We start from the raw sequence: 12,165 nt of genomic DNA, 5'->3' as shown, positions 1-12,165 counted from the left end.
ATTCTCTCTATCCTCCGGGACAAAGTATTTGTGTATAGCTGGAGAGGTCTTAGGATGCGCGAGAAACGATTTAAGCTCTTTGCCGACTACTTTCAGTTCTACCTTCAGGACGAAGGCTCAAAAGGCATTAAGGGCGAGTCGTGGACACCAGAGGCCCACCAGCGACGTCTAGCGCTTGAACGCTGTGCTTTTGCGGTTATGACCGCAAGAAACATGGACGTTCCAGTGATCGTGCGACTTTATCAGGATCAACCCGAAATCGACTTGGCAGCATGGGATCATATCGTCGAATTCTCAATAGACGTTCCGTCGGGTCGACTTGTGGTCGCTGGATGCACGGACTCTTTTCCGCAAGCCGAGCGCATCGAGTTGGAAAAGGGCAGCTACCGTGTCCGTGTATGCCAAGCAGGTTTGGATGAGATTTCTGACGATGGCCTTGATGGCAAGGATCACTACCTTGTACAAACTTGGCGAGGCACTTTCATGCAAGTGAATATTATCAAACAGTATTCTGAAGAATAATGCACCAAGGGGCCCCGCCCCCTTACCCCGCCGCGATCAGCCGCCCCAGTCGCTTGATCCCCTCATCTATCGCCGCCTCATCAGCCCGCGAAAAGCTCAGGCGGATGGTATTCCCGCCCGACCCGTCGGCAAAGAACGCGCGCCCCGGCACAAAGGCCACCCGTTCGGTTTCCAGTGACCGCGCCAGCAGATCGGCGCCGTCCATGCCGTCTGGCAGGGTGATCCAGACGAACATGCCGCCTTCGGGCTTTGTCCACTCCACGCCCGCAGGCATCTCACGCGTCAAGGCCGCCAGCATGTGATCGCGCCGTGCGCGGTAGACATCCCGCAGGCCCGCCACATGGGCATCGAAGGAATTGGCGGCAACTTCGGCAATCGCCATCTGGTTCAGCGTCGAGGAATGCAGATCCGCCGCCTGTTTCATCAACACCAGCCGCCCGATCACCGGGCTGGCCGCACAGACCCAGCCCACCCGCAGCCCCGGCGCAAGCGTCTTAGAGAATGACCCGCAATAGATCGTGCGGCACTCTTCAATGCTGCCTTTGCGTGCGATCTCCAGCGCCAGAATCGGCGGCACCGGGTCACCGTCAAACCGCAGCGCCTGATAAGCGGCGTCTTCAATCACCGCAGCCCCCAGATCTGTCGCCAGATCCAGCACCCGCTCGCGATCCGCGCGTGGGATCGTCTCTCCGGTCGGATTGGCGAAATCAACCGATAAATAGGCGAACTTCACCGTGCCCCCGGCCTCGGCGGCCTTGGCCCTGAACTCTGCGGCCCCACGGTTTTCGCGCGGGTCCAGACGGTCATACACTGGCTCATAGGCGTTGAACGCGCCCAAGGCTCCCATATAGGTCGGCCAGTTCACCAGCACAGTATCATTCGTGCCAATCATCAGCTTGCCCAGATAGTCCAGCGCCTGCTGCGAGCCCGATGTGATCAGGATATTATCGGTCCCGCAAGGAATGCCCAAACCGGTCATGTGATCCGCAAGCCACTGACGCAGCGGCAAATACCCCTCACTCACCGAATATTGCAGCGCGGTGTCGGCGCGGCCGGGGGCCAAGGCCGATGTCAGGGCCGACTGGAACGCCGCCACAGGGAACAGCGCCGGATCAGGAATGCCGCCTGCAAACGAGATGATATCGGGCTGATCCAACAGCTTAAGCAGCTCGCGGATTTCGGAAGCCTTCATCCGCCCCATACGCGGCGCCAGAACCTGTTCCCATTGCATTGACAAACCCTCCCCGCCCGAACGCTTCGGGCCTTTCGCTGCACCCTGCCGCGCCGCTTGAGGCAAGTCAATAATGCTGACCCATACACGGCCACCTGCGACACTCATACCGCTTGCCCTGCTCCGCGACACAAGGCAGGACTGAACTTAAACCAGAATCTTGCCCAATCCTCTCAAAGGAGCCATCCATGAAAATCCGTCTCGCCACCGCTTTCGCGCTTATTGCAGCCCCCGCTTTTGCAGGCGACGCTGCTGTAGGGGAAAAGGAATTTGCCAAATGCAAATCCTGCCACGGCATCACTGCCGCTGATGGCACCACCATCGTCAAGGGCGGCAAAACCGGGCCGGATCTGTTCGGCATGATCGGCAAACAGGTCGCGTCGGTTGACGGGTTCAAATACGGCGACAGCATCTTGGCCGTGGGTGCCGCTGGCACCGTCTGGGACGAGGCAAGCCTTGCCGCCTATATGACTGATCCGGTCGCATGGCTGAAAGAGGTAAGCGGTGATTCCGCCGCAAAGTCGAAAATGACCTTCAAGCTGCGCGCCAAGGCCGAGGATGTTGCGGCCTATCTGGCCACGATGCAGTGACCTTCGGGCTTTATCCGCGCAAGCCAAGCTGCGTTCCGGCACGGGCCATCTGTGCCGGAACGCGTTCTCTTTCCCGTCAAAACCCGCTGCGGTTTCGAAACCCCTGCGACATTTGAACTTGATCCAGATCAATTTCCCCCGTTGCCGTGCCCGGCTTTGAAAGCTATGACAAAAGTTGAATATCCGACTCCGCAAGTCGGACGATCGCACATAACAAAAACGGGAGACGCCAATGGCGGACGCAGCCATCCATGGCCACGACCATGATCAGCGAGGGTTCTTTACGCGCTGGTTCATGTCGACCAACCACAAAGACATCGGTATTCTATACCTGTTTACCGGCGGTATCGTCGGCCTGATCTCTGTCATCTTCACCGTCTACATGCGGATGGAGCTGATGGAACCCGGCGTGCAATACATGTGTACCGAAGGTGCACGGCTGATTGCCACCACCACCGACCAATGCACACCGAACGGGCATTTGTGGAACGTGCTGATCACGGCCCATGGCATCCTGATGATGTTCTTTGTCGTGATCCCGGCCCTGTTCGGCGGTTTCGGTAACTATTTCATGCCGTTGCAGATCGGCGCGCCGGATATGGCGTTCCCGCGTCTGAATAACCTCAGCTATTGGATGTTCGTTGCCGGCACAGCGCTGGCCGTGGCTTCGGTGTTTTCACCGGGCGGCAACGGGCAAATGGGCTCGGGCGTGGGCTGGGTGCTTTACCCGCCGCTGTCCACCAATGAGGGTGGCTATTCGATGGATCTTGCGATCTTCGCGGTCCACCTGTCAGGGGCGTCGTCCATTCTGGGCGCGATCAACATCATCACCACATTCCTGAACATGCGCGCACCGGGCATGACCATGCACAAGGTTCCCTTGTTCGCCTGGTCGATCTTTGTGACAGCATGGCTGATCCTGCTGGCGCTGCCGGTTCTGGCCGGTGCCATCACCATGTTGCTGACCGACCGTAACTTCGGCACCACCTTCTTCCAACCCGAAGGCGGCGGCGACCCGATCCTGTATCAGCACATCCTGTGGTTCTTTGGCCACCCGGAAGTGTATATCATCATCCTGCCAGCCTTCGGCATCATCAGCCAAGTCATTGCGACCTTCTCGCGCAAGCCGATCTTTGGCTATCTGCCAATGGTTTATGCGATGGTCGCCATTGGTGTTCTGGGCTTCGTCGTCTGGGCGCACCACATGTACACCGTTGGCATGTCGCTGACCCAGCAAAGCTACTTCATGCTGGCAACCATGGTCATTGCGGTGCCGACCGGCATCAAGATCTTCTCGTGGATCGCGACCATGTGGGGCGGCTCGATCGAGTTCAAGACGCCGATGCTCTGGGCCTTCGGCTTCCTGTTCCTGTTTACCGTCGGCGGCGTGACCGGCATCGTGCTGTCACAGGCCGGCGTCGACCGGGCCTATCATGACACCTACTACGTCGTGGCCCACTTCCACTATGTGATGTCGCTTGGCGCCGTTTTCGGCATCTTCGCCGGCATTTACTTCTGGTTTGGCAAGATGTCGGGCCGGGAGTATCCGGAATGGGCAGGCAAGCTGCACTTCTGGACCATGTTCATCGGTGCCAACCTGACCTTCTTCCCCCAGCACTTCCTTGGCCGTCAGGGCATGCCACGCCGCTACATCGACTACCCAGAGGCGTTTGCTTACTGGAACTACGTCTCGTCGATTGGTGCGTTCTTGTCCTTTGCGTCCTTCGTGTTCTTCATCGGGATGATCTTCTGGGCGATGAAGTTCGGCAAGCGGATCACCCAGAACAACTACTGGAATGAATACGCTGACACCTTGGAATGGACCCTGCCCTCGCCCCCGCCGGAGCACACGTTTGAGCAGTTGCCCAAACAATCCGACTGGGACAAAGGCCACGCCCACTAAATCATTAACACCCCTGAAAGGCCCCGGAGAGATCCGGGGCCTTTTTGCTTACGGCGCGCCCAGACTTTGACGCCCACGCCAATCTGCGGGATACTGGCGCAATGCTTCGCCCCAAAAGGACGTGCCAGCCTATGACCTATCGCTTGCCCATCTTGTGTGTCTTCGCGCTTGCCGCCTGCGTGCCGACAACCACACCACAGTCTGTCGCGACCGTTGCGGCAAAATCTACCCCGTCAACCCTGCACAGCTTTACCATCGACCGCGCCTTTACCCTGTCCGACCCGCGTGAGCTGGCGTTTCGCGACCAGATCGCCGCCGAGGCGCGCCAGCTGTGCGGCTTTGGTGATTTCAGCCTGTTTTCCTCGCGCCCGGTGGGGTTCGAAGTGGTGCGCGATGATTTTATCTATCGCCAGCATGAGGTTCAGATCACCTGCGACGCCTGACCACAGGGCATAGTCGTGGACAGTGCGCAAACGCGGCCTAATGTCTTTTTCAGCGAACAAGGACCACCCCGCGCCATGCCCTACCACTGGCTGCCCCCAGACCCGACCCAGACCGACACCCGCCATTTGCGTCTGTGGCCACACCGGTCTCTGCCGCAGCGTGGGTTTGTGTGGTTCATCGGCGGCACCTCGGCGCTGATCGCTTTACCGCTTGTGACAGTGCTTGGCTCGCCAGTGTTGTGGGGGCTGTTGCCGTTTCTGGTGCTGGCCATCGCGGGGATATGGATGGCGCTGCAACGCAGCTACCGTGACGGCGAGATTGTCGAAGACCTGACCCTGACGCCAGCACAAGTCACCCTGACCCGGACAGGCCCACGCAAGGCCCGTGCCGAGTGGCAGGCCAACCCGCATTGGGTGCGGGTTGAACTGCATGAAACCGGCGGCCCGGTGCCACAATATGTCACCCTGCGCGGTGGCCCGCGCCCGGTTGAGATCGGATCGTTTCTATCGGAGGAGGAACGCGTCAGCCTGTCAGCCGAGTTGCGCGCCGCTTTTGCCCGTCACAAGGGCTGAGGCGCGCTTAGGACAGCCGCGACTTGACCATCGGTCCGACTGCGCCGAAATCCATCTGGCCGGTGTATTGGCCCTTCAGGACCGCCATCACCTTGCCCATGTCACGGATGCTGGACGCCCCCACTTCGGCCACGGCGGCGACGATGGCGGCCTCAACTTCGGCGGCAGACAGTTGGCGCGGCAGGAATTCCTCGATCACCTTGATCTCGGCGAGCTCCTTTTCCGCCAATTCAAGCCGTCCGCCCTCTTCATAGGCGCGCGCCGATTCCTGACGTTGTTTCACCATCTTGCCAAGAATGGCCAGAATATCACCCTCGCCCACCTCAACCTCGCCGCCTTCACCGCGCACCGCGATTTCGCGATCCTTGATGGCGGCATTGATCAGCCGCAGCGTGGACAGGCGGTCTGCCTCTTTTGCCTTCATCGCTTCTTTCAGGGAAATCTGCAGACGTTCGCGCAGCGACATGTGGTTTGCCTTCACTCTAGGATCGGTGGCGCGCACAATACAGGGGATCGCGGCCAAGGACAACTGGCCATGCTTTTGCCAAACCATTGTAATACAGACATATTCCATTTCCGACAAAGCCTTGACCCGGCACGCCATCCCCCGTAGGTTCCGCGCAATTTACCGATAGGAGTCGCCGCCATGCCTGCTCAGCAGAAAGCTACCGCCTGCCTTGCTCTGGCGGATGGGACGGTGTTTTACGGCAATGGTTTCGGCGCGGTCGGCGAGACCGTGGCGGAACTGGTGTTCAACACCGCGATGACCGGCTATCAGGAAATCATGACCGACCCCAGCTATGCGGGTCAGGTTGTCACCTTCACCTTCCCCCATATTGGCAACACCGGCGTTACCGATGAAGACGACGAAACCGCCGAACCCGTCGCTGCCGGAATGGTGGTGAAGTGGGACGTGACCGAGCCGTCAAACTGGCGCGCGACGGGCGAGCTGACCGGTTGGCTGCTCAAAAAGGGCCGTATCGGCATCGGCGGCATCGACACCCGCCGCCTGACCCGCGCGATCCGCCAGCAAGGTGCGCCGCATGTGGCCCTGGCCCATGACCCGAACGGTAATTTCGACATTGAGGCACTGGTCGCCCGCGCCCGCGCGTGGAAGGGCCTTGTCGGGCTTGATCTGGCCAAAGACGTGTCCTGCGCACAATCCTACCGCTGGGATGAAAAACGCTGGGCTTGGCCCGAGGGCTATACAAAACGGACCGGCGATGGCCTGCGCGTGGTTGCCATCGACTACGGCGCGAAACGAAACATCCTGCGCTGCCTTGCTTCGGCCGGGTGTGATGTAACCGTCCTTCCCGCCTCGGCCACCACCGAAGACGTGCTGGCGCTGAACCCCGAAGGCGTGTTCCTGTCCAATGGTCCCGGCGACCCGGCGGCCACAGGGGCCTACGCGGTGCCGATGATCCAGGGCGTGCTGGCGCGCGACCTTCCGGTGTTTGGCATCTGCCTTGGCCATCAGATGCTGGCGCTTGCGCTTGGGGCAAAGACTGTCAAGATGAACCACGGCCATCACGGTGCCAACCATCCGGTCAAGGATCTGACGACGGGCAAGGTGGAAATCACCTCGATGAACCACGGCTTTACCGTAGACAGCCAGACCCTGCCAGATGGTGTGGATGAAACCCACGTCTCGCTGTTTGACGGGTCAAACTGCGGTATCGCGGTACATGGAAAGCCAGTATTTTCCGTGCAATACCACCCCGAGGCCAGCCCCGGCCCGCAAGACAGCTATTACCTGTTCGAGCGTTTCGCCAGCGAAATGCAGGCGCGCCGGAGCGCCTGAGGCGTCGCGCTGCGTTAACAGGATTTTAACGTCGCATTAACCAGTGTCATGCAACCCTCGGCCAAAAGCATCCGAGGATTCATGTTCGCTGCACATCCGCATCCCCAGACCGCAAAGGTCCGCACACAGAATGTTGCGCCGGATGTGCCGGATATGCCGGGCAAGGCCGATACGTTGGGTGTCGCCCTGCTGCGCGATGGGTTGGTCGGCGGTGACGCCATGGTGCAGGCACTGGCCCATCAGGCGCGGCGTCGGGAGCGGGTGACCGACATTTTGCTCTCTCGTGCCGCCCTGCCCACCAAACAGATCTATGCAGCCCTTGCCGCGCATTGGGAAACCTCTGTGATTGACCCTGCGCGACTGCCGCCGGACATCCGGCTGCTCGACCAGTTGGGTGCCAGCACCTGCCTGCGCAAGTCTATGTTTCCATGGCGTAATGTTGGTGGCGCCACAGTGATTGCGACGGCAGAGCCGGAAGATTTTTCCAAACACCGTGATCATCTGATCCGGCTGTTTGGTCCGGTGGCGATGGCCATCACGCCCTTGCAGGCGGTGCAGGATACGGTTCTGGCACTGCGCGGCGGGCACCTTGCGCAAGCGGCGGAAAACCGGGTGCCTGATGCGGAAAGCTGCCGCACCTTGGGCGGTGCAACCCTGTTGCGGCCCCTCGCCTTGGCGGCGGCGTTGGTTGTGCTGGTGTCGCTTTTCTGGCCATTGGGGTTGCTTTGGCTGCTGACGGGGTGGACATTCCTGACCCTGCTTCTGTCCACGCTGCTGAAGGTCGCAGCGGGGCTGGCCGCAGGGCGGCGTCCGGTACCCGAACCACCACCGCCGATCATAGCCCGGTTGCCCATCGTGTCGGTCATCGTGGCGCTCTACCGCGAAAGCGATATCGCGCCGCGCCTGCTGCGCCGGTTGGGCCGTCTGGAATACCCGCGGGAATTGCTTGATATTGTGCTGGTGGTCGAAGCCGACGATCGGACGACCCGCGCCGCTCTTGCAAGGGCAAACCTGCCACCATGGATGCGGATTGTCGTGGTCCCGGAAGGCAAGATCAAAACGAAGCCGCGGGCGCTGAACTTTGCAATGGATCATTGCCGCGGGTCGATCATCGGGGTCTATGACGCCGAAGACGCGCCAGACCCGGACCAGATCACCCGCGTTGTGCAGCGCTTTTACCAGCGCGGGCCAGAGGTGGCCTGCCTGCAAGGCGTGCTGGATTTCTACAACCCCACCACCAACTGGCTGTCACGCTGCTTTACGCTGGAATATGCAACATGGTTCCGCATCATCCTGCCCGGGCTGCAACGGCTGGGCCTGCCGATTCCCTTGGGCGGCACCACGCTGTTCTTTCGCCGTGCCGCGCTGGAAGAACTGGGCGGCTGGGACGCGTATAACGTGACCGAAGACGCCGATCTGGGCATGCGGCTGTATCGTCACGGCTACCGGACCGAGCTGATCCAGACCGTCACCGGGGAAGAGGCCAACTGCCGCACGCTGCCCTGGATCAAGCAACGTTCACGCTGGCTCAAGGGCTATATGATGACATGGGCCACCCATATGCGAGACCCCGCGCTTTTGTGGCGTCAGCTGGGGCCATGGCAATTTGCGGGCTTTCAGGTGCTGCTTCTGGCCACCCTGTCGCAATTCCTGCTGGTGCCGGTCCTGTGGTCGTTCTGGCTGCCATGGCTGGGCCTGCCGCATCCCATTGCCGACGCCCTGCCGCCCGCCGTCACCTTGGCGCTGATCGGGGTTTTGCTCTTGACCGAGGTGGTGAACCTGACACTGCACCTGACCGCGCTGCACCTGTCGGGGCACCGGTTCAGCCGTTGGTGGGTGCTGATCATGCACTTGTATTTTCCGCTGGGCGCGCTTGCGTCGTACAAGGCGGCGTGGGAACTGGTGCGCAATCCGTTTTACTGGGACAAGACCGCGCATGGCCATTTTGACCCACTGGACAGCTGATGCGAGGTTCAGATTTTCATGCGCAATTCGCCGGCATCCACGCGCAGCCGCGTCTCGAACGCCCGACTGATATGGACCCGAAGCGCCTGATAGGCGGCTTCGCCGTCATGCGCCTCAATGGCCGCCACGATCTTGTCATGCTCGGCCAGCGCCACCTCACTGCGCCCCTCGGCCGCAAGCGACGTATTGGCCATCAGCGCCATCGACCGATGCACAAGGTCAAGTTGCTGGACCAGAAAGCGGTTGTGGCTGGCCAGATGGATCTGGCGGTGAAAGCGCTTGTTTGCCCGGCTGAGCGCGCGCGGATCTCCGGACAGCAAGCGGTGGTCATCCTCGACCATGCCGCGCAGCACCCGGATTTCCTCATCCGTGGCATGGCGCGCCGCCAGCCGCGCGGCCAGCCCCTCCAACTCACTGCGCACGGCATAAAGTTCGGCGAGCTGGTTGTGATCCAGACTGGCCACGATCAGGCTGCGCCCGTCGCGCGTCAGCATCGCCTGCGTCTCAAGCCGTTGCAGCGCCTCGCGCACCGGAGTCCGGCTTACCCCCAGCCGCTCGGCCAGTTCCGATTCGACGAGCCTATCCCCCGGCTTGTAAAGTCCCGTCTCAATCGCCTCGAGGATCAGCGTATAGGCATCCTTCTGCACCGGCACGTCCTTGTAATTGGTCTTTGACAGACGGGCAGGCTACAGCCCTGCCTTGGTCTTTGGCAAGAACCATAGCCACGTACCCGGCGGACAGACCGGACGCCTCCGGCGGGAGTATTTTGAAAGCAGCAATCGCCATGGGCGCGCGGTCTTGTCCGGGGGGGTGGCATCGGGTTAAGTGGGTGACATGATACACCACAGCTTTTCGCACATCGACACTTGGGTCTTTGATCTGGACAACACGCTTTATCCGCCCCGGATGCGGCTGTTTGACCAGATCGAGCAGCGGATGACGGCCTGGGTCATGCGCGAGCTGGGGGTGGACCACGCCCGCGCCAACCACCTGCGCGGGCACTACTGGCAGCTTTACGGCACCACGCTTGCCGGGCTGATGCGGGAACACGCCATTGATCCAGTGGGGTATCTGGCCGATGTGCATGACATCGACTTTTCGGTGCTGGAGGCTGATCCACAACTGGCCGACCGCATCGCCGCCCTGCCCGGTCGTCGGATCATCTATACCAATGGCGATGCCCCCTATGCGCAAAAGGTACTGGCGGCACGCGGGCTGTCGGGGCTGTTTGATGCGGTCTATGGCGTGGAACATGCGGGCTATCTGCCCAAGCCAGAGGCCGCCGCGTTTGAGACGGTCTTTCGTCTTGACGGGCTGACCCCCACAAGTGCTGCCATGTTTGAGGATGACCCGCGCAATCTGGCCGTGCCGCATGCCATGGGCCTGCGCACCATCCACATTGCGCCTGAGGCGGAACCAGCCCCGCATATTCATCATCATGCCGAAGACCTGTCCGGCTTTCTGGCGCGGCTGACGCAAATCTGAGACAAACCTCTATCGAAGATGCGTCATTTCGCGCGTGGCAGGTGCGGCGTGCTATCCTTATGTCTGGTTCTCACAGAGCGGAGCAGATGCCGATGACCCAGACCACCCCCCACGCGACGACCCTGCCACTTGGCCAGCGCCTTTTGTATCGCACACCGGTCGTTGGCCGCATCGCGCGCGAGGTCGGGCAGGATGTGAATAACCTGTTCTATCTGCTGGTGATCGTGGTCACGCTGGAGGTTCTGGCGTTTCGCCTTTGGGGCCCTGTGGTTTTCACGCTGACAGCCATTGCGCTTGTGCCTCTGATGTTCTTGTTTTTCGTGGTCATCAGCTGGCCCGGCAGATCCAAGCCAAAACGCTGACCGGGGCGCTTTGTCGCTTCGACTTCGCCTGCGCTTGGCCTATCTTCCCGGCTGACAGGAGCGTGCAATGACTCAAAAGATTCAGACCGATATTGTGATCTCTGGCGGCGGAGTTGCCGGGCTGACGGCGGCGGCTGCCTTTGGCACTGCCGGGTTCAGGGTGATCTGCGTTGATCCCACCCCGCCGGTCTCCTCTGACACCGAAGCTGGGGCCGATCTGCGCACAACCGCATTCCTGCATCCGTCGATCCCGGTTTTGCAGGCTGCGGGGCTTTGGGCGCGGCTGGAACCCTATGCCGCTGCCTTGCAGGTGATGCGGATCATCGACGCAGGGGGCGAGGTGGCCGAACCGCGTCTGACCAAGGATTTCAACGCCGCTGATATCAGCGACCGGCCTTTTGGCTGGAACCTGCCGAACTGGCTGTTGCGCCGCGAAATGGTGGCGCGTCTGGCCGAATTGCCGAATGTCGATTTCCGCCCCGGCATTTCCACAACCCGCCTGATGACCCGTACCGGCGAGGCGCTGGTCACCCTATCTGACGGCGCGCAGATCCGTGCCCGCATGGTGATCGCAGCCGATGGCCGCAATTCGCTGACCCGGCAAGCGCTTGGCATTCCGGTCAAAACCCTGCGCTATGGGCAAAAGGCGCTTGCCTTTGCCGTGACGCATCCGGTGCCACATGAAAACGTCTCGACCGAAATTCACCGCACGGGCGGCCCGTTCACGCTGGTGCCGCTGCCAGACCGTGATGGGATGCCCCGCTCTGCCGTGGTCTGGATGGAGTCCGGGCCAGAAGTGGCGCGCCTGCAAGCCCTGCCGGTGGCCGCGTTCGAGGCCGAGATGAACACCCGCTCGTGCCAGATCCTTGGCCCGCTGACCCTTGCCAGCCGCCTGACGATCTGGCCGATCATTTCGCAGATCGCCGAGCGTATGGCGGGCGAGCGTTGCGCCCTGATCGCCGAGGCCGCCCATGTGGTGCCTCCCATCGGCGCGCAGGGGTTAAATATGAGTCTCGCCGATCTGACAGCGCTTCTGGATCTGGCGCAGGCCGCACCAGATGACATCGGGTCGGCCAAGATGCTTGATGCCTATCACCGCAAGCGCCACCTTGATGTGCAGGCCCGCGTCACCGGAATAGACGCGCTGAACCGCGCGTCGATGATGGGGGCGCAGCCCTTGCGCGACCTGCGGGCAGGCGCGCTGAACGCGCTGTATTCCACAGCCCCCGTGCGCAAAACGCTGATGAAAGCAGGGCTTGGCGTCCGCTAGGGCGTGTTGCGTGGCATCTT

13 protein-coding genes are annotated in these 12,165 nt (G+C 61.2%); 10 read left to right on the top strand and 3 right to left on the bottom strand.

Annotated elements, in window-relative coordinates:
• The first annotated feature begins 54 nt into the window (after positions 1–54).
• Positions 55–522 carry a hypothetical protein gene (locus Q8K08_RS21500; protein WP_305251665.1) on the top strand — a complete coding sequence of 156 codons (468 nt, stop codon included), beginning with the start codon at positions 55–57 and terminating at the stop codon, positions 520–522.
• 22 nt (positions 523–544) lie between these two features.
• Here Q8K08_RS21500 and Q8K08_RS21495 read toward each other — a convergent pair whose 3' ends face one another.
• Positions 545–1,753 carry a PLP-dependent aminotransferase family protein gene (locus tag Q8K08_RS21495; protein WP_305251664.1) on the bottom strand — a complete coding sequence of 403 codons (1,209 nt, stop codon included), beginning with the start codon at positions 1,751–1,753 and terminating at the stop codon, positions 545–547.
• A gap of 188 nt (positions 1,754–1,941) precedes the next feature.
• Between Q8K08_RS21495 and Q8K08_RS21490 the strand changes: the two genes are divergently transcribed.
• The 4 genes from Q8K08_RS21490 (at position 1,942) to Q8K08_RS21475 (ending at position 5,262) form a co-directional block, all read left to right on the top strand.
• Entirely contained in the window at positions 1,942–2,343 is a 402-nt protein-coding gene (locus Q8K08_RS21490) for a cytochrome c family protein (RefSeq protein WP_304803496.1), read from the top strand.
• A 232-nt stretch (positions 2,344–2,575) separates the two neighbouring features.
• On the top strand, positions 2,576–4,246 hold the full coding sequence (gene ctaD, locus Q8K08_RS21485) for a cytochrome c oxidase subunit I (protein ID WP_304803498.1): 1,671 nt from the start codon (positions 2,576–2,578) through the stop codon (positions 4,244–4,246).
• 131 nt (positions 4,247–4,377) lie between these two features.
• Positions 4,378–4,689, top strand: a complete 312-nt coding sequence (locus Q8K08_RS21480) for a hypothetical protein (protein WP_304803500.1) — start codon at positions 4,378–4,380, stop codon at positions 4,687–4,689.
• A 75-nt stretch (positions 4,690–4,764) separates the two neighbouring features.
• On the top strand, positions 4,765–5,262 hold the full coding sequence (locus tag Q8K08_RS21475; protein WP_304803502.1) for a DUF2244 domain-containing protein: 498 nt from the start codon (positions 4,765–4,767) through the stop codon (positions 5,260–5,262).
• Between the two features lie 7 nt (positions 5,263–5,269).
• Here the strand turns inward: Q8K08_RS21475 and Q8K08_RS21470 are convergent, their stop codons facing one another.
• Positions 5,270–5,728, bottom strand: a complete 459-nt coding sequence (locus Q8K08_RS21470; protein ID WP_304803508.1) for a GatB/YqeY domain-containing protein — start codon at positions 5,726–5,728, stop codon at positions 5,270–5,272.
• Between the two features lie 180 nt (positions 5,729–5,908).
• Here Q8K08_RS21470 and carA point away from each other — a divergent pair, with 180 nt between their 5' ends.
• Both carA and Q8K08_RS21460 read left to right on the top strand, forming a co-directional pair.
• Positions 5,909–7,063 (top strand): glutamine-hydrolyzing carbamoyl-phosphate synthase small subunit, encoded by a 1,155-nt coding sequence (carA, locus tag Q8K08_RS21465; RefSeq protein ID WP_305251663.1) that lies wholly within the window; start codon positions 5,909–5,911, stop codon positions 7,061–7,063.
• A gap of 81 nt (positions 7,064–7,144) precedes the next feature.
• On the top strand, positions 7,145–9,028 hold the full coding sequence (locus tag Q8K08_RS21460; RefSeq protein ID WP_305251662.1) for a glycosyltransferase: 1,884 nt from the start codon (positions 7,145–7,147) through the stop codon (positions 9,026–9,028).
• Positions 9,029–9,036: 8 nt separating this feature from the next.
• On the opposite strand, the gene Q8K08_RS21455 is transcribed toward Q8K08_RS21460, so the two are convergent.
• On the bottom strand, positions 9,037–9,675 hold the full coding sequence (locus Q8K08_RS21455) for a GntR family transcriptional regulator (protein WP_304797742.1): 639 nt from the start codon (positions 9,673–9,675) through the stop codon (positions 9,037–9,039).
• Positions 9,676–9,862: 187 nt separating this feature from the next.
• Between Q8K08_RS21455 and Q8K08_RS21450 the strand changes: the two genes are divergently transcribed.
• From Q8K08_RS21450 to Q8K08_RS21440, 3 genes are all read left to right on the top strand, one after another.
• Positions 9,863–10,513, top strand: coding sequence for a pyrimidine 5'-nucleotidase (locus tag Q8K08_RS21450; RefSeq protein WP_304797740.1), 651 nt, complete (start codon positions 9,863–9,865; stop codon positions 10,511–10,513).
• A 92-nt stretch (positions 10,514–10,605) separates the two neighbouring features.
• Positions 10,606–10,875, top strand: coding sequence for a hypothetical protein (locus Q8K08_RS21445; RefSeq protein ID WP_304797738.1), 270 nt, complete (start codon positions 10,606–10,608; stop codon positions 10,873–10,875).
• Between the two features lie 67 nt (positions 10,876–10,942).
• On the top strand, positions 10,943–12,145 hold the full coding sequence (locus Q8K08_RS21440) for a UbiH/UbiF family hydroxylase (RefSeq protein ID WP_305251661.1): 1,203 nt from the start codon (positions 10,943–10,945) through the stop codon (positions 12,143–12,145).
• The last annotated feature ends 20 nt before the right edge of the window (positions 12,146–12,165 follow it).

It is taken from the genome of Pseudotabrizicola sp. (assembly GCF_030684215.1).
Lineage (GTDB): Bacteria > Pseudomonadota > Alphaproteobacteria > Rhodobacterales > Rhodobacteraceae > Pseudotabrizicola.
This window is presented reverse-complemented; position numbering and strand designations above follow the sequence as displayed.

What these genes read in the sequence shown, in the direction of transcription:
- Q8K08_RS21500 (WP_305251665.1), top strand. Translation starts at nt 55, where the DNA reads ATGCGCGAGAAACGATTTAAGCTCTTTGCCGACTACTTTCAGTTCTAC.
- Q8K08_RS21495 (WP_305251664.1), bottom strand. Translation starts at nt 1,753, where the DNA reads ATGCAATGGGAACAGGTTCTGGCGCCGCGTATGGGGCGGATGAAGGCT.
- Q8K08_RS21490 (WP_304803496.1), top strand. Translation starts at nt 1,942, where the DNA reads ATGAAAATCCGTCTCGCCACCGCTTTCGCGCTTATTGCAGCCCCCGCT.
- ctaD (WP_304803498.1), top strand. Translation starts at nt 2,576, where the DNA reads ATGGCGGACGCAGCCATCCATGGCCACGACCATGATCAGCGAGGGTTC.
- Q8K08_RS21480 (WP_304803500.1), top strand. Translation starts at nt 4,378, where the DNA reads ATGACCTATCGCTTGCCCATCTTGTGTGTCTTCGCGCTTGCCGCCTGC.
- Q8K08_RS21475 (WP_304803502.1), top strand. Translation starts at nt 4,765, where the DNA reads ATGCCCTACCACTGGCTGCCCCCAGACCCGACCCAGACCGACACCCGC.
- Q8K08_RS21470 (WP_304803508.1), bottom strand. Translation starts at nt 5,728, where the DNA reads ATGTCGCTGCGCGAACGTCTGCAGATTTCCCTGAAAGAAGCGATGAAG.
- carA (WP_305251663.1), top strand. Translation starts at nt 5,909, where the DNA reads ATGCCTGCTCAGCAGAAAGCTACCGCCTGCCTTGCTCTGGCGGATGGG.
- Q8K08_RS21460 (WP_305251662.1), top strand. Translation starts at nt 7,145, where the DNA reads ATGTTCGCTGCACATCCGCATCCCCAGACCGCAAAGGTCCGCACACAG.
- Q8K08_RS21450 (WP_304797740.1), top strand. Translation starts at nt 9,863, where the DNA reads ATGATACACCACAGCTTTTCGCACATCGACACTTGGGTCTTTGATCTG.
- Q8K08_RS21445 (WP_304797738.1), top strand. Translation starts at nt 10,606, where the DNA reads ATGACCCAGACCACCCCCCACGCGACGACCCTGCCACTTGGCCAGCGC.
- Q8K08_RS21440 (WP_305251661.1), top strand. Translation starts at nt 10,943, where the DNA reads ATGACTCAAAAGATTCAGACCGATATTGTGATCTCTGGCGGCGGAGTT.